The following is a 21,628-nucleotide window of genomic DNA, read 5'->3' on the forward strand; positions in this document are numbered from 1 at the left end:
CCCTTCATGGGCTGGCTGCACGAGCTGACCGGAGGGCGGACCGCCGGCCCTGACGGTGATGGTCGTGCTGGCGCTCGGAGTACCGCGTGGCGCTGCTCGCCGCGTTCGCGCTGGCGCGCACCGCGGAAGGCGCTGAGCCCACGGCCCACGGACTCAGCGCCTTCGCGGGTCAGAGCGCGGCGTTCGCGCGCAGGACCTCGAGACGCGCCCGATACTCGACCTCGTCGATGTCGCCCTTCGCGTACCGCTCGGCGAGCGTCACCTCGGCCTGGCGGGAAGGACTGCTTCGGCGACGCCACCGCCTGCCGAAGATCGCGAACAGCGTCACGAACAGCAGGATCCAGAACAGCGGGATCAGCAGGAACCAGGGACCCCAGAACCAGGGACCGACGAAGTGGGTGGCCGCCACGGTGGCGGCGAGTGCTGCGGACATGATCATCCTCTCGTGGGATCGGCGACCTCGCGTCGCCGATGGGATGACTCGAGTCAACGCGCCGAGGCATCCAAGGGAATCTGCCCGCGGGACGCATTGCCGGTGCTCCCCCGGGAGTAGCGGCGATCCGCGCCCTACTGCTGCCAGCCGGGCGTCGCGAGACCGGACTCGTAGGCGAGGACCACGAGCTGCACGCGATCGCGCGCGTGCAGCTTCTGCATGATGCGCGAGACGTGGGTCTTGGCCGTGAGCGGCGAGAGGAACAGGCGCGCGGCGATCTCGTCGTTGGTGAGCCCCTCGGCGACGAGCCGCAGCACCTCGACCTCGCGCTCGGTGAGGCCCGCGAGCACGCGCGGGTCGACGGCATCCTTCATTCCCGCTGCCGCTCTCTCGAGAAGCCGGCGGGTGACTCCCGGCGAGAGCAGGGCCTCGCCCGCAGCGACGACCCGCACCGCGCGGATCAGGTCGACGGGTTCGGTGTCCTTGACCAGGAACCCGCTCGCGCCGGCGCGGATCGCCCGGGCGACGTATTCGTCGAGCTCGAACGTGGTCACGATCACGACCTTGATCGACCGCAGCTCCGGGTCCGCGGCGATCTGCTCGGTCGTCCACAGACCGTCGCCGTCCGGCATGCGGATGTCGAGCAGCGCGACATCCACGGGAGTCGTGCGCAGGATGCGCAGCAGCTCCTCGCCGCCGGACGCCTCGGCGACGACCTGGATGTCGGGCTCGGAGTCGAGCAGGGCCCGGAAGCCGGCCCGCACGAGCTGGTGATCGTCGGCGAGAGCGACCCGGATCACGACAGCGCCTTCCAGGGCAGCCGCGCGGTCACCTCGGTGCCGCCGCGGACAGCCGCCGCCAGCGTCAGCGAGCCGTCGAGCAGCTCCGCGCGCTCGCGCATCCCGCGCAGGCCGCCGCGCTCGACGGCATCCGAGGGGATGCCGCTGCCGTCGTCGGCGACCGTCACGACGAGCTCATCGGCATCCCGGTCCAGGACGATCGTCGCGTGGGCTGCCGCGGAATGACGTACGACGTTGGTGAGGGCCTCCTGCACGATGCGATAGGCGGTGGCTTGGATGGCGCTCGGCGGGAGATCGCCGGCCAGGCGATCGTCCAGCTCGACCGCGAGGCCGAGGCCCGAGCGCTGTGCGGCGAGTGCCCGCAGCTGCGCGAACTGCGGCTGCGGCGTCAGGGGCGCCGTGGAGGTCGTCGGCTCGTCGCCCCGCAGGAACGACAGCACGCCGCGCACCTCGTCGAGGCCGGTCGCACTGAGGGTGCGGATGTTCGCGAGCGCCTCGCGCGCCTGCTCCGGCTCGCGGTCGAACAGGTGCAGACCGACGCCGGACTGCACCGCGATCTGGCTCAGCGAGTGGGCGAGCACGTCGTGCAGCTCGCGCGCTATGCGGGTGCGCTCCTCCTGCTCGCTCGCGGTGCGGCGCTCCGCGAGCTGCCGTCGACGCTCTTCGCCGTGCTCGAGGCGCGCACGGATCCCTTCGCCGATGCCGAAGCACAGCGCGAGCGCGAGGGTCGTGATCGCGATGCGGAACGGATGCCAGCTCACCCCGAGCACTCCGCTGGCCACGACCGCGGAGAGCCATGCGGTGCCCACCGAGACGAGCGCCCACAGCCGGGCGCCGCGCACGATGGCGCCGATGATGGCGAACGCGAGCGCGATGAACGGGGGACCCGCGTCGGGGGGGACGAACAGGTCGAGCGCGGTGAGCACGGCGACGACCGCAACCGTGGCTCCCGGCCAGCGGCGTGCCCCGAGAAGCGCGAGGGCGGATGCCGCGGCCAGTGCGACGCTCAGCGCGGCGTAAGAGGGGGGGACACGCTGCCACACCGAGATGGCGATCGTGGCGGGCACCTGGACGAAGAACGCGACGACGACCGGGACGTACAGCGTCACGCCGGGCGGAGGGCGGAACCGGGGTCCAGCATCGGCCCAGGTGTCGCGCGGCATGCGCACGATCGTACGCCGGGCGATGCTGTGAGACGTCTGATCAGGGGACGGCCGTCGACTACTCCCGGGGGAGTAGTCGGTGGTCGCGGTGGGCCCGTTGCGGCATCCGAGTTTCGGAGATCGTGCCGGTTTTCGGACGCCGGACGTCGGTCGGGTCCGAGTTCGGCGCCGGGCTCCGAGTTTCGGGGATTGCGGACGCACGATCCGAGTTTCGGGGATCGTCGCGAATATCGGACGCCGGCGTCGGTCGGGTCCGAAAACGGCCGTGATCGCCGAATATCGGACGCCGGCGTCGGTCGGGTCCGAGTCGCTGGCGTGCGCCGAGTTTCGGGGATTGCGGGCGCACGATCCGACTTTCGGGGATCGTCGGGAAACTTGGATGCTGGGGCCCGCCGGGTCCGAAAACGGCCGGGATCGCCGACTTTCGGAGACTCGGGCCGCGCTGGGTGGGTCAGACCGCGTCTAGGGCGTCGATGATCCTCGTCATCGCGGTGCCCAGCGCCCAGCGCTCGGCGAGGGCGGCGGCATCCTGTTTCGCCGATTCGTCGAGCGGGCGCAACACCGTGTCGGTCTGCGGGAGGTCGAGGTCGCGGACGACCGCGACGACCTCGGGGGCGACCGCGAGGTAGGGGAGACCTGCGAGCAGCTTCGCGCGGATGCCGGCCGACATCCCTTCGCCGATCTCGGCCGCAGCGAGGATTCCGGCGAGGTCGCCGTGCGCCGCGAGGAGTCCCGCTGCGGTCTTCTCGCCGATGCCCGCCACGCCCGGAAGGCCGTCGGAGGCGTCGCCGCGAAGCGTCGCGAAGTCGGCGTACTGGCTCGGCAGCACGCCGTACTTCGAGACGACGACCGATTCGGTGACGATCTCCAGGTTGCTCATGCCGCGGGCGGTATAGACGACCCGGATGTCGCGTGCATCGTCGACGAGCTGGAAGAGGTCGCGGTCGCCCGTGATGATGTCGGTGGGGATCGTCGCCTGGGTGGCGAGTGTGCCGATCACGTCGTCGGCCTCGTGCTCGGCTGCGCCCACGATCGGGATGCCGAGGGTGTCCAGCACCGTGCGGATCACCGGCACCTGGATCTCCAGCGGATCTGGCACGACCTCGACGTCGGGGCCGCCGGCCACGACCTCCGCGACGCGGTGGGTCTTGTAGGTCGGGATGAGGTCCACCCGCCACTGCGGGCGCCAGTCGTCATCCCAGCAGGCGACGAGATGCGTCGGGTGGTACGTCGTGACGAGTCGCGTGATGATGTCGAGGAATCCGCGGACCGCGTTCACCGGGGTCCCGTCGGGCGCGCGCACCGTGTCGGGCACTCCGTAGAAGGCGCGGAAATACAGCGAGGCGCTGTCGAGAAGCATGAGGCGGTCGGTCACGGGGTTCATCCTGTCATGCAGGTTCGGCAGGATGAGAGATCGGATGCCGCGGCATCCCATCTCCGCGGGGGCTCAGTGCAGCTGGTAGGTCACGTGCGTGACGTGCGGGGTCGCCCGCACCGTCGACGAGGTGAACTGCAGCGGCGGGACGCCCTCGAAGACGCGGACCACGTCTGTGCGCCCGGCGTAGCCGAGGGTAAGCGGCACGACGTGGAGGCGCAGCACGTCGATGAGACCCGCTGCGAGGAACTGGTTGGTGGTCTCGGCGCCGCCGGCGATCGAGATGTCACCGTCGCCGGCGGCATCCCGCGCTTGCGCCATCGCCGACTCGACACCGTCGGTGACGAAGTGGAACGTGGTGCCGCCGTCCATCTCGAGCGGCTGCCGCGGGTAGTGGGTCAGGACGAACACCGGCCCGTGGTAGGGCGGCTCGGGACCCCACCAGCCACGCCAGTCCCCGGTCCATTCACCGCGGACGGGGCCGAACATGTTGCGGCCCATGATGAACGCCTTCGCCGCCACGATCGCGTCGATCTCGGCACGATTCTCGTCGGGGTGGTCGAACATCCACCCGGCGACGACTTCGGGGGCGATGTCTCCGAAAGGCGCTTCCTCGGTTTGATTCGGGCCCGTCGAGAAGCCGTCGGCGGAGATGGCCAAGTCTGCGTGCACGCGCGTCATGCCACTACTCTGCCCCGGCGTCGGCGCGCAGTGCCAGACTCCGGGCATGACATTCGCGAACATCGGCACACTTGGCGTGAAGCCCGGCAGACGCGACGAGCTCGTCGCGCTGCTCACGCGTCCGGGGCGGCAGCTGGCTGACGCGGGCTGCCTGCTCTACGAGGTCGGGGTGTCCGACCTCGAGCCCGACACGGTGTTCGTCGCCGAACTGTGGACCACCGCCGAGGCGCATCTCGCATCGCTGTCGCTCGAGGCGGTGCAAGCGGCGATCGCCGAGGCACGGCCGCTGCTGTCAGGGATCATGGGCGGTATGCGGTTCCACGTCGTCGGCTCGCCGCTGCGCGCCGAGTAAATGCGGGCGACGATCAGCAGCCCGGCCCGTGAGGGTTCTCCGCGCAGGTCTTGTCCACCAGCGCAGTGCGCACCTCCAGCACCCGCACGTCGTAGCCGCCGGATGCCGCGGTGACGTAACCCTCCACCGGGCGCCAGGTCCCCGAGCCGAAGTCCACGGAGGCTGAGTACTGCACCATGGCGGACACCGGGTAAGTGCCGCGGGCGGCGTACACGTGGCTCGTGACGGTCGGCGTGAACTGCGCCTGACCGAGTCGCTGCCACGTCGCGCCGCCCGTCGGGGTGCGGGCCGTGGATCCGTCGCCGTACTCGAAGACGAAGCCGGCCGGCACGAAGCGCACCGTCACGTCCCAGCCGAGCAGCGTTCCGCGAATGTGCTGTTCGGATGCCGCGGCCACCAGGTTCGCGGGCATGCCGACCACTCCGAATCCCGCGGGCTCGCCGCTGAGGCTCGGACGGTCGGGCCGGAATGATGCGAGATCCGCGAGAGTGACATCCGGTGGTGAGACGACGTCGTACGGAAGATCGCACCGGTCGAGCGGGCAGCTGTCGGGCGCGGGGACAGCGGGGTTCTGGATGACCGGGGGAACGGGGGAGTGATGATCATTGTGGGGATGGGAGGCACCGGATCCTGGAGTCGTGGTGCTCGCGCCGACGTCAACCTGGGTACCGGAGTTGGACACCTCGCAATTTCCTGACCATCCCGCAGTGTCGCACTCTCCGGCGTGGGCGATCAGTGGAAGGAACACGCCCGCCAGGACAACCCCAACCGCGAACGCGGTGATGGTTAGCCGACGCACTCGGGAGAACCTTCGCGGCCATCGACGTTGCTGATCAGGAAGCGCGTCGAACTCGAAGTGCTTGCTGTCATCGTCACCAACATCGATTGCAGATCTCGTCGATCTGCGCTTGCAACGGAATCGCGATGGGCGTCGACTAGCCTCACGCCAGAAATGTCCAAGCAGACGTCAAGAGCGACAACATTCAGATCGGGCGACGTGGGTGATTGCTGCCGGGCGCGGGCGAGCGCGACGATGGTTGGACCACTGACATCCCACCCGTCGGCATGCATCTGAGACAAGGACTCCCGCGCCCCCGCGTTTGCATCGCCCGTCGTCCACGCATACACACCCTCGAACGTGCTCGGATCGCTCAGATCCACATGGTTCAACGCGTCGACGTACGCGCGATACGTCGCCTCCGCTGCGGCGAACGCCTCGTCCTCGCTGGAGAAGGACGGTGTCGGCTCGGGCGTGCTCGCGGGGCTCGAGCATCCGGTCGCCGCGCCGGCCGTCAGCAGGAGGGCGACTGCCGCGGCGGCGAGGCGGGGATTCACGCGACCACGGTAGCCGCGATCGGACGACCCCGGATCGAGTTATCCACATGCCCGCTGCGCAGACGTCGTGCCACGAACTCGGCCATCCGGTCCAGCGCGATGACCCCTCCCGCGAGGACCGCGATGATCGCGAGCACCCGCGCGAGGGCGATCACGGTGCCGGCAAGACCCAGCGTCGCGAAGTCGAAGAACGGATAGTTGAACCGGCTCGAGACATCGGGGAACAGCGCCCCGCGGACGAGGGCGAGCGTGCCGTAGACGATGGGATAGAGCATCCAGACGAGTTGATCCCGCAGCCGGACGAGGCCTCGCGGCCCGAACAGCGCCCAGTCGATGAGCACCATGATCGGCACGGCGTAATGGAGGAGGAAGAGCGACCAGGTCGCGAGGGAGCCTGTGGAGGAGGAGTCCGCGAGGCGAGGGAACGGGCTCTGGCCATGGTTGAGGATGACGTGCGCGACGAGTCCGGTGGTCACGATCCACAGTGTCACGCCGCCGCGGAAGCGCGGCGCGGGGGCCTTCGTGGTGCGGTGGACGATCATCCACCAGATGGCGATCGCGAAGTACGCGGCGACGATGAGGTTGCTCTGCGTCGTGAAGAACATGAGGGGCTGCGCGCCGCTCGCGAGCCCGACCACGCAGACGATGACGATGGCCAGGCGCCACCAGAGCTGCTGCGCCTTCCACACATGCATCCCGGATCCCTCAGCCATTCGCGTCCCCCTCGCCCCCCGAGCGTTGCAGGGTACCGGTCTCAGGCCGGGAACCAAAACACCGCGCAACAAAAAGGTGAGCCGGCGACCGCTCCGGGGGGACACGGTCGCCGGCTCAAGGGCGGGGGCCGGTCGAGCTCGCCCGGCCGCCGGGAGAGGGGCACGGGCAGCGAGCGCGGTCCGATGGATCCGCCTGGATCGCGAAGGCGTTCGCCGGATTCGGGTTCCCGGCCGGTGCTTCGCGAAGATCTGTCCAGGATGCCACCGAGACCTGCGAGCGCCCCGCCGTCCGACCCCATACCGGCTGTGAGACTCTGGTGCACCGGCCGAGAGCCGCTGTCGGTCCAGGCACGTACGCTCGAAGCCGATGGTGAACCCTCAGGCCGATCTCGGCATCCGACTCCGCGAACTGCACACCGCGACGCGCACCCGCGCGCGGGCTCTGGATGCTGCCATCGCTCAGCTGCGGCGCGACCGGGGGGCGGATGTCGCCGACGACGAGCACGATCCCGAGGGCGTCACGCTGTCCGCCGAGTGGGCGCACCTTGCCGGGCTCCGCCGCGCGGTGGCTCAGGAGCTGGCTGATCTCGACGAGGCCGGATCGCGCTGGGATGCCGGAGCATACGGCGTCTGCGTGGACTGCGGGCGCGGCATCCCGATCGAGAGACTGCGCGCCCGGCCTGCGGCGGCTCGGTGCGTATCGTGCGCAGAGAAGGCGGGCGGCTGACGTGGCGTTCGGCGCGGCGGTGTCCGGTGGCTCGACCGGCGGGTTCCTCGCTCTCCGGGACGAGCAGCAGTGCCCCTGCGGCAGCGGCGAGCGATTCGACGGATGCTGCGCGCCCCTGCTGCGCGGCGACGAAGCCGCTCCCTCGGCCGAGCGGCTGATGCGCTCGCGATACACCGCCTTCGTGGTCGGCGACGCTCGATATCTCAGGGAGACCTGGCATCCCGGCACGCGACCCGAGGCGCTCGACCTGGACCCGTCCCTGCGGTGGTCCGGACTCGAGATCACCGACGTCGAGGCGGGCGTCGACGGCGACCGCCGCGGGGCCGTGGAGTTCCGGGCGCACTGGCGAGACGGCGACGCGACCGGCGTGCTGGCGGAGCGGAGTCGCTTCGTCCGCCAGAGCGGGCGGTGGTGGTACCTCGACGGAGCGGTCTCGAAGACCGGCCCGTCGTGATCGGCGTGCGCTGGTCACGGCTGACGATAGCGTGGACGGATGAGCACCCAGGTCGAGAAAGCCCAGACCCTTGCACGGCTTCACGCCGCGCCCGAGATCCTCCGCCTGCCGAACGTGTGGGACGTGGTCTCTGCAAAAGCAGTCGCCGCGTTGCCGGAGTCGCGGGCGATCGCGACTGCCGGGCACTCGATCGCCGCGACCTTCGGCTACGGCGACGGCGAGAAGATCCCGCTCGAGCTGATGCTCGACATGGTCGGGCGCATCGTCGAAGCCGTCGACCTGCCGGTGTCGGCCGATCTCGACGCGGGATACGGCAACGCGGGCGAGACGGTCCGCCGTGCGATCGGCGTCGGCATCGTCGGCGCGAATGTCGAAGACCGGCTGAAGCCGCTCGCCGAGTCGGTAGCCGCAGTGGAGGCGGTCATCGCGGCGGGAGAATCCGAAGGCGTGCCGTTCGTCCTCAATGCCCGCACCGACGCGATGATCCGCGGCGGCGATCGTCCGATCGAGGAATCCCTCGCCGACGCGATCGAGCGCGGCCGCGCGTATCTTGACGCCGGTGCGAACCTCGTGTTCGTGCCGGGCAGATTGGATGCCGGCACCGCGCGTCGGCTCGTGGAAGGGATCGGCGAGCGCAAGGTGAGCGTCATCGGGATACCGGGAAACCTCCGCGCAGCCGAGTACGAAGCGCTGGGCGTGGCGCGCATCTCCTATGGCCCCACCACGCAGCGGCTCGCGCTCACGGCGCTGCAGGACCTCGCCATCGATCTCTACGCCGACGGCGTCGTGCCGTCGACGATCCGCAGTCTGAACTGAGCGGGCGGGTCAGGCCTTCGCGAGCTCTTCGCGAAGCGTCCGCGTGACCCCCCAGACACCCTCGGGCGTGTTCGCGACGACCGTCACGGTCATGCGGGTCTCCGGATCGAATCTGGAGTAGATCGACACGCCGGCGTCGTAGCCGACGAGCACCAGTCCTGGCCCGTCGAGGTCGAGCCACACGCCCATGCCGTACCGCATGCGCTCGGACTCGACCGTGCTGCGCGGGCGGATCATCTCGGCCACTCGGGACGGAGGGACGATCCCACCGTCGATCAGTCCCCGCCAGAACCGGCTGAGATCCGCGACGGTCGTGAACGCCCCGCCGTCGCCGTTGCCGCGAACCGGCAGGTGGAGCACGTTCGTGCGCAGCGACTCCGGGTCTTCGTGCAGGTAGCCCTGCGCCGCATCGCCCGGCAGCTCGTCGAGCCGCAGATACGCCGTGCGCGACATGCCCGCACGGGTGAGGACGCGTTCCGCCACCAGGTCGTGGAACGGCATCCCGCTCGCTCGTTCGGCGACGATCGCCAGGACGATGTAGCCGCCGTTGCAGTACGAGAAACGCTCGCCTGGCGCGAACTTCTGCGGGTGTCCGTCGATGGCGCGCACGAACTGCTCGGTCTCGGCGAGTTCGTGCACCGGCACGCTGAGGACGTAGTCGTCGACCTCCCAGTCGGCCTCCTCGTCGAGGTAGTCGCCGATGCCGGAGGTGTGGCTGAGCAGGTGCTCGACCGTCACCGCCTTGTCGACCGAAGGCAGGTCGGCGTTCAGGATGTCTCGCACCGGGGTCTCGAGCCGAAGCGTGCCGTCATCGATGAGCGAGATCACCGCCGCGGCCGTGAAGCCCTTGCTCGCGCTCGCCATCCCGAATCGGGTGTCCACGGCGTTCGGGATGCCGTGGGCCCGGTCGGCCAGACCGTAGGCCGCCGCGAACAGCGGCTCACCGTCCAGGTCCAGTGACACGACGCCGCTCAGCCGGTCTGCTCGGGCGCGTGCATCCAGAGCCGTGGCGAGTGCAGACGCGTCGATTCCGGCCATGGCGTCCACGTTACGGCGGGCCTGATACCGCCACCAGGAGGGATGGGATGCCTCGGCCGGGTCATGAACGGTTCCCCGTATTGTCCTCGGACGGCAACCTCGGCCGTTCTCGTCGTTCACCGGGGCGCTTCAGCGTGAGGAGACGGACAGGCGGTCGTCGCGGAACGCGAAGGAAATGGTCGGGCGGATGTCGGCACACGTTCGGCATCTCGGACGAGCTGATCAACCCTGTGTTCGTCGGCAGTGGTCTGCTGGCGGGCGAGTCGGCGGTCGTCGCGCGTGATTTCCGACATCCGGATGCCGCCTGGCTCGCCGACGACTACTTCCACGATCCATCGATGGATGCGTGGTTGGAGCGGCTGGAGTCACTGGTCGCGCGGCGCCGCGCGGGGCGGCTGCCGCCCAAGCCGCCTCTCGCTCGCAGGGGTGGTCAGGCGCGGGACGTCTTCGAGCGCAAGATGGTCCTCGGACGCAAGGATCGTTCGCTCGCCGGCGTCGCGGCGATGGCGGTCGGGTGGCCGATCCGCTTGGCCATCCGTTCGTGACAGCGGGTGGCACGGGTCTTCGGTGGGCCAATCGGCCGCATACTGCTTCCGCAGTCGTTGCTCGAGCGGCAGGGTGTGCCCGTGGCGAGCGCGGCGGGCGGCGCCGATGTCCCGGCGGGCGCGCTCGGCGAGATCTGAGAGCGCCCAGGACTGCTCGAGCGACACCCACGCGACGGCGCACCGCGCGAGTAGCGTGGAGGGACGTCCACGGAGGGAGCCGCCATGTCGCGCATCGTCATCTTCGGCGGACACGGCAGGGTCGCGCTGCTGCTCGAGCCGCTGCTCGTCTCCGGAGGTCACGCGGTCACCGCCGTCATCCGCAATCCCGAGCACGGGGCTGAGGTCGGCGCGACCGGTGCGACATTCGTGGTCGCGGATGTCGAAGAGTCGGGTCTCGACCGTTTCACGGACCTGATCACCGGGCACGACGCCGTCGTGTGGTCCGCGGGAGCAGGCGGCGGGGATCCGAAGCGCACCTACGCGATCGACCGCGACGCGGCCATCAGGACGATGGATGCCGCAGCCGCCGCAGGCGTTCGACGCTACGTGATGATCTCGTGGATAGGGTCGGTCCCCGACCATGGCGTGGACCCCGAGTCGTCGTTCTTCCCGTACGCCGACGCGAAGCTCGCCGCGGACGAGTACCTGCGCGCCGGCGACCTGGACTGGACGATCCTCTGCCCGGGGATGCTCACCTTCGATCCGCCTGTGGGCCGGATCGCACTGGACGTGCCGGGCCGCGCGGAGGTGTCGCGAGCGGATGTCGCGGCCGTCATCGCTGCGGTGCTCGCCGATGATTCCACCATCGGTCGCACAATCCGGTTCGGTGCCGGCGATGTCGAGATCGCGGAGGCGCTCTCGATCGGCCGCCGGGCGGGTGACTGACCGCCGCCGCGCTGCGCGGCCGAGGCGCCAGGGTCTCGGCTGACCGGGTTACCGTCGCCGGCATCAGTGGTCTCGCCCGCCGAACCCCGATGCCGACCCGTAGGCTCGACCTATGCGTGCCACCGTCATCCATGCCCCTCACGACATCCGGGTCGAAGAAGTCCGCGATCCCACCCTGTCCACCGGGGCGGACGCCATCGTCCGCGTCGTCGCCGCCTGCGTGTGCGGCTCGGACCTGTGGCCATATCGCGGAGTCACCGCGACGCACGAGCCCCATCGGATCGGCCACGAGTTCGTCGGCGTGGTGGATGCAATCGGCCCCGACGTGCACCAGGTCGCAGTCGGCGACTTCGTCATCGCCCCCTTCTACGTCTGCGACAACACGTGTGCGAACTGCCGCAACGGGGTGAGCACCTCGTGTCTCAAAGGCGGCTGGTGGGGCGGCGACGACAAGGTGGGCGGCTTCGCCGACGGCGGCCAGGGCGAGCGCGTGCGCGTCCCGCTCGCGGACGGAACGCTCGTGGTCGTGCCGGGTCCGGTCTCGGACGACGAGATCCCGGGTCTGCTGACACTGAGCGATGTGATGGGCACCGGGCACCACGCCGCGCTTTCCGCAGGAGTGGGCGTCGGGGACTCCGTGGTCGTCGTGGGCGACGGCGCCGTGGGCCTGTGCGCGATCATCGCCGCGAAGCGACTCGGTGCCACCATGATCATCGCGATGTCCCGGCATCCGCAGCGCCAGGCGCTGGCGCGCGAATTCGGCGCCACGCACATCGTCGAGGAGCGAGGGGATGCCGGCATCGCGAGCGTCCGGGAGCTCACCGGCGGCATCGGCGCCGATCGCGTACTGGAATGCGTGGGCACCAAGGAGTCGATGGACCAGGCGCTGCGCTCCACCCGCCCCGGCGGGATGGTGGGATACGTCGGGGTGCCCAATGGCGGGCCCGAGCTTCCCATCCGGCAGATGTTCAACCGGAATGTGGGCGTCAACGGTGGAGTGGCACCGGTGCGCGGCTACATCGAGGAACTGCTGCCCGACGTGCGCTCCGGCGCGATCAAGCCCGGACTGGTCTTCGATCTGGTGCTGCCGCTCGGCGAGGCGGCGGAGGCTTACGCGGCGATGGATGAGCGCCGGGCGACGAAGGTGCTGCTGCGGCCATAGCGGACCCGCGGCGACTCGGTCCGGCTCCAGGCCGTCGTCGTGCAGCGCCGATAAGCGTTCCTCCTTGCTGAGTGCGGCGTCCGCGCCCGCTTTGACGTCTCGGATGTGCCCGACGGGCGTGGTGCGCGACGCCGATCAATCCCCCGGCCGAGACCGGCGTCGCGCTGCCCGCACTCCCCAGTGGCGGGCTGGACCAGTGTGGCGGAGGGCTCCGACATCGCCATGCGTCTCATTCGGCGGCGGCGCTCCTGACGGCGGCGACGAGATCGCGCGGCGAGCCGTGCCACGGCGTCCCGTGTCCGGGGAGCACCCATGAGGCATCGATGTCCTCGATCCGCGCGAGCGACTCGAGCGCGAGCGAAGGCTCGTCGGTGAACGGCGCGGGCTGGCCGCCGGTGCGCCCGGTCAGCACGTGGCGGGTGGTGAGTGCGTCGCCGACGAAGACCGCCTCAGCCAGCGGCACGTGGATCGCGATGCTTCCCGGCGAATGGCCCGGCATCCCGATGATCCTCGGAGCGCCTGGCAGTGGCAGCACATCGCCATCGGCCACGTCGATGACCTCCGTGACGTAGGTCGTGCGCATTCCGCCTTTGCGCAGCGCGTAGGCGAAGAAGCCCAGCATCGGTCCGATGCGCTTGGGACCGATCTCGTTCTTCGGCTTCTCGCCGCCTCTCGCGCGGTCGGCGTCGGCGGCGTGGACGTAGACGGGCACTCCGTGGTCGCGGCGAAGTCGCTCGGCGAACCCGAGATGGTCGCTGTCGCCGTGCGTGAGAATCAGACCGCGGATGTCGTCGACCGATCTGCCCATCGCCGCGAGCTCCGCGCGGAGGTCATGCCAGTGACCGGGGAGCCCGGCATCGATCACGGTGATCCCGTCGGGGAGGTCGACGAGGTACGCCGCGACGATGTCGTTGCCGATGCGGTGAAGGTGCGGTCCGAGGTTCATGATTGCTCCTGTTCGGGGATGTCGCAGACCCGCGTGACGGATGTGTTGATGGCTACGATACCTAGCTATGATAGCTTAGGTCAATAGCCATCGTCAGTGACATCGAAGGAGTCGCCATGCCGACACCGGATCGCACCTCGCTGGACGAGATCGTCGCCGCCGGGCGCGACCTCATCGAGCAGGGGGGGTCCTCTCGCCTCACCATGCAGGCGGTGGCCGACCGCGTCGGAGTGCGCGCTCCGTCGCTGTACAAGCGCGTTCGCGACCGTGACGCGCTGCTGCTGCTGGTCGCCCGGGCCACCGCGGACGATCTGTCGGAGCGCCTGGAGGCATCCGACGGGACGCTGGCGGCGCTCGGACACGCCTATCGCGCGTTCGCGCTGGCACGCCCGGAGGCCTTCCGCCTGCTGTTCTCGGTCGAAGGCGCCGTGGAGTCGCTCGATCGTGTCAGTGCGACCGTGCTCAGTCTCGGTCGCGAACTCGTCGGACAGGGCGAGGCGCTCGAAGCCGCTCGTCTCATCACCGCCTGGGCGACCGGGTTCATCAACATGGAGCTGGCGGGAGCCTTCCGCCTCGGGGGCGACGTCGACCATGCCTTCGACTTCGGTCTGGAACGTCTGGAGATCGGCCTGCGCGGCGGCTGAGCGCGCTCAGTCTTCGCTCGAGTGCAGACCGCGGCGCGCGGAAAGCACGGTGATCTCGGGGTGGTCCAGCACTGTCCGCTCCGCGCGGTCGAGCACGTCGCGCACATGCGACGACCCCGACGCCACCACGCTCACCCCGATGCCGGCGCGGCGGTGCAGGTCGTGCCACGCGACCTCGGCGACAGCGGCCTCGGTGCGCCGGCTGAGGTCGGCGACGAGGGGACGCACGACGGCGCGCTTCTCCTTCAGCGACTGCACGTCGCCGAGCAGGAGATCGAACTCGATCCACCCGATCCACATCCACTCGAGCATGCCAGCAGCCGATGAGACTGCGCATGCCCCCTAGGCGCGGAAATCGCGGGTGGGCACCGCGACGCGCCGATGCACGCGCACGCCGAGACCCGCCTCATACGGTAGAAAAGCAGCAGATGCGCTCCCGGGGGGGATCGCGCCGTTTCGCCGATTCGAAAGGGACCCCCTGACAGTGAAGCTCGTCAAGCGCATCATCATCGGGCTCGTCATCGCCTTCGCCGTCTTCTACCTCGTCACCCGCCCGCAGGATGCCGCGAACGCGGTCCAGGGCGCGGCCGGCGCCGTGTGGGGCGCGGGCGTCGCGGTCACCCAGTTCTTCGGCGCCCTCGTCGGCGGGTGAGCGTGTTCGATCCGCGGATCACCAGGCATCTGATCTCGGATCACGGCGAGGTCGTCATCGACGAAGTGCGCAAGCATTGGGCCGCGGTCGTGGGCGCGATCTTCGAGCTCTTCGGCGGCCTGATCGTGATGCTCCTGGCGTTCTTCGTACCGGTGCAGGCCTGGTGGCTCCCGGTGGTCCTGGGCGGTGCGGTGGTGATCCACGCGAGCTGGCGGATCCTCGAGCGCAGGATGGACCGGTTCGTCATCACGAACATGCGGGTGTTCCGGGTGAACGGCATCCTGGCCCAGAACATCGCCACCATGCCGCTGTCGCGCATCCTCGACATCTCGGTGCACAAGCCCGTCATCGGCCGCATCTTCTGCTACGGGCACTTCATCTTCGAGTCGGCGGCGCAGGAGCAGGGGCTGCGCGAGATCCGCTTCGTCGGCGACCCGGATGAGCGCGGGCTCACGATCCAGCGCGTCATCCAGCAGTCCGGTCTCCGCGGGTTCAGCTCGCAGCAGCCGTTCGCGTCGACAAAGCAGACACCGGATGCCGCCACGTCGTCACGGACGAGTGACGAGCGGCGGGACGAGGCGTGGTCCGAAGCGCGCCGCTCGATCCCTCCCCGTCCGCCGAGGCCCCCGCTGCCCCCGTTCGACCCCGACCGCACCAGCACCGCACCGTTCGACCTGCCCCGCTGAGCCCGCTCGGGGGTGGGGAACACTGCGGCCGGCCTGCGCGTTCTGATACTCTGGACTGTCACGATTGTGGCTTCTACAAGCACGTCTCCGTGGCATCGCAAGAAATCCGCTTCGCTTCGGCTCGAGGCTGCTGTCTGCGCCCCCAGGCTCAGATCGACACCGCGAGGCCGAAGCCCGACACCCCAACCCAACAAGGACAACCCACTACATGACTATCGCAACGACCGCCCCGGCCACCAAGCAGGTCGCCATCAACGACATCGGATCTGCTGAGGACTTCCTGGCCGCGGTCGAGAAGACCCTGAAGTTCTTCAACGACGGAGACCTCATCGAAGGCACCGTCGTGAAGATCGACCGCGACGAGGTGCTCCTCGACGTCGGCTACAAGACCGAGGGCGTCATCCCCTCGCGCGAGCTCTCCATCAAGCACGACGTCGACCCCAACGAGGTCGTCAAGGTCGGCGACGCCGTCGAGGCGCTCGTTCTCCAGAAGGAGGACAAGGAAGGCCGCCTCATCCTCTCCAAGAAGCGCGCGCAGTACGAGCGCGCCTGGGGCGACGTCGAGAAGATCAAGGAGAACGACGGTGTCGTCACCGGCTCCGTGATCGAGGTCGTCAAGGGTGGACTCATCGTCGACATCGGCCTTCGCGGCTTCCTGCCCGCCTCGCTCATCGAGCTGCGCCGCGTCCGCGACCTCACGCCGTACCTGGGTCAGGAGATCGAGGCCAAGATCCTCGAACTCGACAAGAACCGCAACAACGTCGTGCTGTCGCGCCGCGCCCTGCTCGAGCAGACGCAGTCCGAGTCGCGCACCACGTTCCTCAACAACCTCCACAAGGGCCAGGTCCGCAAGGGCACGGTCTCGTCGATCGTCAACTTCGGCGCGTTCGTCGACCTGGGCGGCGTGGACGGCCTCGTGCACGTCTCCGAGCTCTCGTGGAAGCACATCGAGCACGCATCCGAGGTCGTCGAGGTCGGCCAGGAGGTCACCGTCGAGATCCTCGAGGTGGACCTCGACCGCGAGCGCGTCTCGCTGTCGCTGAAGGCGACGCAGGAGGACCCGTGGCAGGTCTTCGCCCGCACCCACGCCATCGGCCAGGTCGCTCCGGGCAAGGTCACCAAGCTCGTCCCGTTCGGTGCGTTCGTGCGCGTCGCAGACGGCATCGAGGGCCTCGTGCACATCTCGGAGCTCTCGGGCAAGCACGTCGAGCTCGCCGAGCAGGTCGTGTCGGTCGGCGAAGAGGTCTTCGTCAAGATCATCGACATCGACCTCGAGCGTCGCCGCATCTCGCTCTCGCTCAAGCAGGCGAACGAGTCGGTCGACCCCTTCGGCACCGAGTTCGACCCGGCCCTGTACGGCATGGTCACCGAGTACGACGAGCACGGCGAGTACAAGTACCCCGAGGGCTTCGACCCCGAGACCAACGCCTGGCTCGAGGGCTTCGACAGCCAGCGCGAGAAGTGGGAGCAGGAGTACGCCGCTGCCCAGGGTCGCTGGGAGGCGCACAAGGCCGCCGTCGCCAAGACCCTCGAGGCCGAGGCCGCCGCTCCGGTCGAGTCGGGCAGCACCTCGAGCTCGTTCTCGTCGGACACCGCCTCGAGCGGCACCCTCGCCGACGACGAGGCGCTCGCGGCGCTCCGCGAGAAGCTCTCGAACCGCTGATCGGCCGTTCGACAGACTGAGCGGCACCGTCGCTCGACAGGGCCGGGACCTTCGGGTTCCGGCCCTGTGGCGTTCCCGGGTGACGGATGCCGCGCGCCCGGTCGCGGTGTCGGTCGTGGTCGCTACGATCCGGATGTGCTCCCTTCGCTCCGATGTGTCGTCGACGACGACGGATGCCGCGGCTCCGTGCCTGCGGATTCGCCCGTCGCCCTGTGCGAAGGGCACCTGGCCGCGGCATCCGACTGGGCGGATCGAACCTACGGCGTGCCCGACCTGCTGCCGTCGCCGTGCCGGCTGTGCGGCTCGCCGCTCGGCGTGCAGTTCCGCTCCGGCTGGATCTGCGCCGTGTGCGAGTGGCGCCACGGCGACGTGCCCGACGACGAGCTGGCGCCGCCCCGCGTCGACGTCGTCTACTACCTGCGGTACGGCGACCGCGTGAAGATCGGCACGACGTCGAACCCGAGGCAGCGCTTCGCCGCGATCTGGCACGAAGAGGTCCTCGCGTTCGAACGGGGCGACCGGATGCTGGAGCACCGGCGTCACATGCAGTTCGAGGTCGACCGCTTCGCGAGCACCGAATGGTTCCGGATGTCGGACGCGCTCCGCGCGCACATCGACGCCCTCGCTGCGGGCTCCGACGACCCGTGGCGACTTCATGCCCGCTGGATCAGCGAGGCCAACGCTGTTCGCTGACGGGCCGGGACGGTCTGACGGGGCGCGGGGGGCCGCGGCATCCGTTACCGTCACGGTATGACCGTCGCAATCAAGGGGGACCCGCATCCTGGCCGATCCCGCACGTCTCGCGGGCGCTCCGCGTGGCCGCGCAGCGACTTCGTGGACCGCACGCGGGACCGCGCGGCGACGCTCAATCAGCTACTGCTCGGCTCGGTCGTCTTCGTGCTGGCCGTGCTCATCGCGCTCGGCCCGTTCGACGGCGACGTCTCGCTGTTCTTCAGCGGAGTCGTCATCACCTTCGTGGTCACCGGCGCCACTTTCGTCATCCCCTGGAACCGGATCGCGGGCGGCTGGGTGGCCGTGGTCCCCGCGATCGACATCCTCGCGGTCACGCTCATGCAGCTCGCCGCCCCGGACACGGTCCTCGGCCTGCTCTGGATCTTCCCGATCATGTGGCTCGCCTCGGGGTTCGGCCTGCTCGGCCTCCTGGTCGACATCGTGGCGATCGCCGGCATCGCGAGCGTCCTCGTCAGTCTCATCGCCGCGGAGCTCACCTACACGACGCTCGTGCTGCCGCTCGTCCTCCTCGCGGTAGCCGCCACCAGCTACCTCAACGCGCGCCGCTCGGATGCCCAGCGCAGCCTTCTCGCGAAGCAGGCGCTGCTGCTGGGGCGCGTCCTCGAGCGGACACGGCGGCAGGAGCAGGAGGTCACCGAAGTGCTCGACGCGGTCGACTTCGGCGTCATCCGGATCGCAGCAGACGGGCAGGTGTCCGTGACGAACGACGCCCACGGCCGGCTGCAGCAGGCGGTGCGGGCCGACGCCGACGCCGACGCTGACGACGCCGACGTCCCGGCGTTCCGCGACGACGGGGTCACACCGCTGCCCGACGACGAGCTGCCGCTCGAGCGGGCGCTCCGCGGAGAGGCGTTCGATGCCGAGGTCGTCTGGTTCGGCGTCGATCCCGGGCCCCGGCGGGCGCTGAACATCAGTGCCCGACGCCTCACCGACAGCGCCGGGAACGACGTGGGCGCCGTCGTCGTCTCACGAGACGTCACGACCGAACTGGACGCCCTGCGGGCCAGGGACGAGCTCGTGGCGTCCGTGTCGCATGAGCTCAGGACGCCCCTCACGTCGATCCTCGGGTACCTCGATCTCGCGATCGAAGAGCCGGGCATCCCCGACCACGTGCGGTCCAACCTCGACGTCGCCGAGCGCAACGCCGAGCGACTGCTGCGGATCGTCGCCGACATCCTCGCGGCCTCGAGCTCGTCGTCGTCGTCGGTCGAGGCGTCGATCATGCCGCAGGACCTCGACGCGCGTGACATCGTCCGGGCTGCGGCCGAGGCGCTGATGCCGCGCGCGGCCGACCGTGCGATCCTGATCGACACCTCAGGTCTCGAGGCCGCACCGGTGACGGCCGATCCGATGCGCCTGCGCCAGGTCGTCGACAACCTGATGTCCAACGCGATCACCTACAACCGCGACGGAGGCACCGTGTTCCTCGGCACGACGACCGACGGCGCCTCGAGCTGGATCCTCGTCCGCGACACCGGCGTCGGGATCAGCGAAGCCGATCGCTCGCGGCTCTTCCAGCGCTACTACCAGGCCGGCTCGCCACGCAGGTCGGGAACCGGCCTCGGGCTGGCCATCACCCGCGACATCGTCCGCGCTCACGGCGGCGATCTGGCGCTGCACAGCACACCCGGCGCCGGATCGACCTTCATCGTGAAGCTCCCCGCTCCCTCCGACTCATCGGAACCCGACGAAGGGACACACCCTTGACCCTCGACCTCACGAGCGTGCTCGTGATGACGACGCTCGTCGTCAACGTGAGCGGCATCCTGTTCATCGCCGAGACCCTGCTGCGCCGCGACGAGGGCGCCGGGAAGGTCTGGGCCCTGGCATTCCTCTCGGGGATGCTCACCTCGCTCGCGTACAGCGTGTGGGCGCAGACACCCACCGCATGGTGGGCGGTCGCCGTGGGCAACGCGGCCTTCGTCTCGAGCGCCGGGTGCATGTGGCTGGGCTGCCGCCGGTTCAACGGCCGACGGATGCTGTGGCCGTCGGTGGTCGTGGCCGGGGCCGTCGTCGCGGCTGGCGTCGCGGTGGTGGCGGCCGGTCCCACCGGCGGCGACTGGGCGGGCGCGCTGTGGATGTTCCTGGCGCTGGTGGGGTTCGCTGGCATCGGTGCCGCGGAGTGCCTCCGCGGCGAACTGCGGGCCTCGCGGACGGCCTGGGTCCTCGCCCTGGTGCTCGGCCTGCAATCGCTCTTCTACATCTCGCGCACCACGGCGTTCATCACCTCGGGCCCTGACAGCGCCCTGTTCCAAGGGCCGTTCGGCACGGTCGCCACCAGCATGCTCACCGTGACGCTCACGATCGTCGCTGTGGTCGTGACCTCGGTGCTGCGGGCGACGCGGGCCCCCATGCGCGGAGTGCTCGTGCCTCCCGGCCGCTCCGACGCGGCAGACGGCATCATCGACACCGAGACGTTCGCCGACGAGATGGCGAGCCTCTGCGAGAGGGCCACGTGGCGCTCCGAGCTGGTGGGCGTCATCGCCGTCCGCGTGGAGGATCTCGAGCAGATCTCGACGGCGTTCGGGAGCGAGGTGGCGCGTACCGTCGCCGACACCTGGCGGATGGGCGTCAGGCATCATGCTCCGTCGAACGCCCTGGTCGCGGATGACGGGGCGACGGGTCTGCTCGTCGGTGTGGTCGTGGACTCTCCGTCCCATGCGCGCCGTGTGGCCGCCGCCGTCTATCGCGGGCTCTTCGAGGATCTCGGCCGGGTCGGCGGGGGAGTGATCCCCGTCGTAGGAGTCGGAGTGGGCCTCAGCGATGCGGCGGGCTACGAGACGACGTCGCTCATCCGCCTGGCCCGGGACGCGGCGGCGCGCGCGGCGACGAGCGTGGAGACGTCGGTGCTCATCGGCCACGACGAGTAGCGGCATCCACCCCGGCAATCACCCCGCGGTCAGGCGGTACCCCACACCGCGAACGGTCTCGATCCACCGTGGGCTCGCAGGCGACTCGCCCAGCTTGCGGCGGAGGTTCGCGACATGGACCTCGATCGCCCGCGCATCGCTGTCGCTGACGTACTCGATGCCCGTGTACTGCTCACCGCGCAGCATCAGCGCGAGGTCGGACTTGCCGCGCACCCGTCGACCGGCCCGGAGCAGATCGGCCAGGATGTCGAACTCGCTCCGGGTGAGCTCGACGTCCGCTCCGTCGACGGTCACGATCCGCATCTCGGGATTCACGCGCACCCCGTGGTGCTCCAGCCAGCCGACCGTGCTCGGCTCGGCCCCGTCAGGCGCCTGGTCCTGAGGCACGGCGATGTGATGCCGCGGGCGCCGGAGCATCGCGTCGATCCGCGCCCGCAGTTCGCGCGGGCGGAAGGGCTTCGCGACGTAGTCGTCGGCACCCGCCTCGAGCCCCTGCAGCGCGTCGATCTCCTCGGTGCGGGCGCTCAGCATGACGATGTAGGTCGTGCTCAGCGAGCGGATCTGCTTCGCCGTCTCGAAGCCGTCCATGCCGGGCATGTTGACGTCGAGCGTCGTGACGAGAGGCTGGTGCTCGCGGACCAGGTCGAGGCCGTCCCGGCCGTTCGCGGCGCCGTGCACCGTGAAACCGGCTTGCGAGAGGACCGTGGACAGCAGCGATCTGATGTCTTCTTCGTCCTCGATCACGACAGCGACGCGCGCTTCATCCACCGATGCACCTTCCGGTGCCGACGAGTCGATCGCCGGCTCCTGAACGTCGGTCATGATATCCCAGAAGGCGGCTTCGAACAGCCGCTGCGCGTCGGGCACTCAGTCACCGACGCCGGTGCGGAGTGCGCTTCGAGCCATCGGAAGACGGGTTGATCCGGCACGGCGGC

Annotated in this window: 26 protein-coding genes; 14 read left to right on the top strand and 12 right to left on the bottom strand. The window is 69.7% G+C overall.

Annotated elements, in window-relative coordinates; genetic code table 11:
• Positions 1-169: 169 nt before the first annotated feature.
• The 5 genes from ABD212_RS04645 to ABD212_RS04665 form a co-directional block, all read right to left on the bottom strand.
• Positions 170-433 (bottom strand): SHOCT domain-containing protein, encoded by a 264-nt coding sequence (locus ABD212_RS04645; RefSeq protein WP_344091671.1) that lies wholly within the window; start codon positions 431-433, stop codon positions 170-172.
• A gap of 134 nt (positions 434-567) precedes the next feature.
• On the bottom strand, positions 568-1,233 hold the full coding sequence (locus ABD212_RS04650; protein ID WP_344091673.1) for a response regulator: 666 nt from the start codon (positions 1,231-1,233) through the stop codon (positions 568-570).
• Complete coding sequence (locus ABD212_RS04655) at positions 1,230-2,396, bottom strand: sensor histidine kinase (protein ID WP_344091674.1); 1,167 nt, start codon at positions 2,394-2,396, stop codon at positions 1,230-1,232. Before ABD212_RS04655 ends, ABD212_RS04650 begins: the two co-directional genes overlap by 4 nt.
• Before the next feature lie 451 nt (positions 2,397-2,847).
• The gene (locus tag ABD212_RS04660; RefSeq protein WP_344091675.1) at positions 2,848-3,771 is read right to left on the bottom strand and encodes a 5'-3' exonuclease; all 924 of its coding nucleotides are present in this window, start codon (positions 3,769-3,771) and stop codon (positions 2,848-2,850) included.
• A gap of 72 nt (positions 3,772-3,843) precedes the next feature.
• Positions 3,844-4,452, bottom strand: coding sequence for a dihydrofolate reductase family protein (locus ABD212_RS04665; RefSeq protein WP_344091678.1), 609 nt, complete (start codon positions 4,450-4,452; stop codon positions 3,844-3,846).
• Between the two features lie 46 nt (positions 4,453-4,498).
• On the opposite strand from ABD212_RS04665, the gene ABD212_RS04670 reads away from it, so the two are divergent.
• Positions 4,499-4,804 (top strand): putative quinol monooxygenase, encoded by a 306-nt coding sequence (locus ABD212_RS04670; protein WP_344091680.1) that lies wholly within the window; start codon positions 4,499-4,501, stop codon positions 4,802-4,804.
• A 13-nt stretch (positions 4,805-4,817) separates the two neighbouring features.
• On the opposite strand, the gene ABD212_RS04675 is transcribed toward ABD212_RS04670, so the two are convergent.
• The 3 genes from ABD212_RS04675 to ABD212_RS04685 form a co-directional block, all read right to left on the bottom strand.
• Entirely contained in the window at positions 4,818-5,486 is a 669-nt protein-coding gene (locus tag ABD212_RS04675) for an MBL fold metallo-hydrolase (RefSeq protein WP_344091682.1), read from the bottom strand.
• Positions 5,487-5,590: 104 nt separating this feature from the next.
• Positions 5,591-6,139 (bottom strand): hypothetical protein, encoded by a 549-nt coding sequence (locus ABD212_RS04680; protein ID WP_344091684.1) that lies wholly within the window; start codon positions 6,137-6,139, stop codon positions 5,591-5,593.
• A complete protein-coding gene (locus tag ABD212_RS04685) occupies positions 6,136-6,852 on the bottom strand; it encodes a Pr6Pr family membrane protein (protein ID WP_344091686.1) in 717 nt (238 codons plus the stop codon). Before ABD212_RS04685 ends, ABD212_RS04680 begins: the two co-directional genes overlap by 4 nt.
• Before the next feature lie 367 nt (positions 6,853-7,219).
• Between ABD212_RS04685 and ABD212_RS04690 the strand changes: the two genes are divergently transcribed.
• Genes ABD212_RS04690 through ABD212_RS04700 form a run of 3 tightly spaced genes read left to right on the top strand, consistent with a single transcriptional unit; the run spans position 7,220 to position 8,849 of the window.
• Positions 7,220-7,579 carry a TraR/DksA family transcriptional regulator gene (locus tag ABD212_RS04690; RefSeq protein ID WP_344091689.1) on the top strand — a complete coding sequence of 120 codons (360 nt, stop codon included), beginning with the start codon at positions 7,220-7,222 and terminating at the stop codon, positions 7,577-7,579.
• A gap of 1 nt (position 7,580) precedes the next feature.
• Positions 7,581-8,033 (top strand): YchJ family protein, encoded by a 453-nt coding sequence (locus tag ABD212_RS04695; protein WP_344091692.1) that lies wholly within the window; start codon positions 7,581-7,583, stop codon positions 8,031-8,033.
• A 39-nt stretch (positions 8,034-8,072) separates the two neighbouring features.
• Positions 8,073-8,849, top strand: coding sequence for an isocitrate lyase/PEP mutase family protein (locus ABD212_RS04700; RefSeq protein WP_344091694.1), 777 nt, complete (start codon positions 8,073-8,075; stop codon positions 8,847-8,849).
• A gap of 9 nt (positions 8,850-8,858) precedes the next feature.
• On the opposite strand, the gene ABD212_RS04705 is transcribed toward ABD212_RS04700, so the two are convergent.
• Complete coding sequence (locus ABD212_RS04705) at positions 8,859-9,887, bottom strand: serine hydrolase domain-containing protein (protein ID WP_344091696.1); 1,029 nt, start codon at positions 9,885-9,887, stop codon at positions 8,859-8,861.
• A 47-nt stretch (positions 9,888-9,934) separates the two neighbouring features.
• Here ABD212_RS04705 and ABD212_RS04710 point away from each other — a divergent pair, with 47 nt between their 5' ends.
• The 3 genes from ABD212_RS04710 to ABD212_RS04720 all read left to right on the top strand — a co-directional run bounded on the left by ABD212_RS04710 (position 9,935) and on the right by ABD212_RS04720 (position 12,479).
• A complete protein-coding gene (locus ABD212_RS04710) occupies positions 9,935-10,432 on the top strand; it encodes a DUF6716 putative glycosyltransferase (protein ID WP_344091699.1) in 498 nt (165 codons plus the stop codon).
• A gap of 222 nt (positions 10,433-10,654) precedes the next feature.
• Positions 10,655-11,317, top strand: a complete 663-nt coding sequence (locus tag ABD212_RS04715) for an SDR family oxidoreductase (protein WP_344091701.1) — start codon at positions 10,655-10,657, stop codon at positions 11,315-11,317.
• A gap of 112 nt (positions 11,318-11,429) precedes the next feature.
• Positions 11,430-12,479 carry a zinc-dependent alcohol dehydrogenase family protein gene (locus ABD212_RS04720; RefSeq protein ID WP_344091704.1) on the top strand — a complete coding sequence of 350 codons (1,050 nt, stop codon included), beginning with the start codon at positions 11,430-11,432 and terminating at the stop codon, positions 12,477-12,479.
• A gap of 229 nt (positions 12,480-12,708) precedes the next feature.
• Here ABD212_RS04720 and ABD212_RS04725 read toward each other — a convergent pair whose 3' ends face one another.
• Complete coding sequence (locus ABD212_RS04725; RefSeq protein WP_344091707.1) at positions 12,709-13,425, bottom strand: MBL fold metallo-hydrolase; 717 nt, start codon at positions 13,423-13,425, stop codon at positions 12,709-12,711.
• A gap of 116 nt (positions 13,426-13,541) precedes the next feature.
• On the opposite strand from ABD212_RS04725, the gene ABD212_RS04730 reads away from it, so the two are divergent.
• Positions 13,542-14,069, top strand: coding sequence for a TetR/AcrR family transcriptional regulator (locus tag ABD212_RS04730; RefSeq protein ID WP_344091709.1), 528 nt, complete (start codon positions 13,542-13,544; stop codon positions 14,067-14,069).
• Positions 14,070-14,075: 6 nt separating this feature from the next.
• Here the strand turns inward: ABD212_RS04730 and ABD212_RS04735 are convergent, their stop codons facing one another.
• On the bottom strand, positions 14,076-14,369 hold the full coding sequence (locus ABD212_RS04735) for a DUF503 domain-containing protein (protein ID WP_344092450.1): 294 nt from the start codon (positions 14,367-14,369) through the stop codon (positions 14,076-14,078).
• Positions 14,370-14,553: 184 nt separating this feature from the next.
• Here ABD212_RS04735 and ABD212_RS04740 point away from each other — a divergent pair, with 184 nt between their 5' ends.
• From ABD212_RS04740 to ABD212_RS04765, 6 genes are all read left to right on the top strand, one after another.
• Positions 14,554-14,721, top strand: coding sequence for a hypothetical protein (locus tag ABD212_RS04740; RefSeq protein WP_344091711.1), 168 nt, complete (start codon positions 14,554-14,556; stop codon positions 14,719-14,721).
• Entirely contained in the window at positions 14,718-15,407 is a 690-nt protein-coding gene (locus ABD212_RS04745; RefSeq protein ID WP_344091714.1) for a PH domain-containing protein, read from the top strand. Before ABD212_RS04740 ends, ABD212_RS04745 begins: the two co-directional genes overlap by 4 nt.
• A gap of 208 nt (positions 15,408-15,615) precedes the next feature.
• Complete coding sequence (gene rpsA / locus ABD212_RS04750) at positions 15,616-17,070, top strand: 30S ribosomal protein S1 (RefSeq protein WP_344091716.1); 1,455 nt, start codon at positions 15,616-15,618, stop codon at positions 17,068-17,070.
• Positions 17,071-17,205: 135 nt separating this feature from the next.
• The gene (locus ABD212_RS04755; RefSeq protein ID WP_344091718.1) at positions 17,206-17,763 is read left to right on the top strand and encodes a GIY-YIG nuclease family protein; all 558 of its coding nucleotides are present in this window, start codon (positions 17,206-17,208) and stop codon (positions 17,761-17,763) included.
• 57 nt (positions 17,764-17,820) lie between these two features.
• On the top strand, positions 17,821-19,530 hold the full coding sequence (locus tag ABD212_RS04760) for a sensor histidine kinase (protein ID WP_344091720.1): 1,710 nt from the start codon (positions 17,821-17,823) through the stop codon (positions 19,528-19,530).
• Positions 19,527-20,693, top strand: coding sequence for a hypothetical protein (locus tag ABD212_RS04765; RefSeq protein ID WP_344091722.1), 1,167 nt, complete (start codon positions 19,527-19,529; stop codon positions 20,691-20,693). Before ABD212_RS04760 ends, ABD212_RS04765 begins: the two co-directional genes overlap by 4 nt.
• 18 nt (positions 20,694-20,711) lie before the next feature.
• On the opposite strand, the gene ABD212_RS04770 is transcribed toward ABD212_RS04765, so the two are convergent.
• Entirely contained in the window at positions 20,712-21,515 is an 804-nt protein-coding gene (locus ABD212_RS04770; protein WP_344091724.1) for a response regulator transcription factor, read from the bottom strand.
• Positions 21,516-21,628: the final 113 nt, after the last annotated feature.

Source organism: Microbacterium deminutum, from assembly GCF_039530205.1.
Lineage (GTDB): Bacteria > Actinomycetota > Actinomycetes > Actinomycetales > Microbacteriaceae > Microbacterium > Microbacterium deminutum.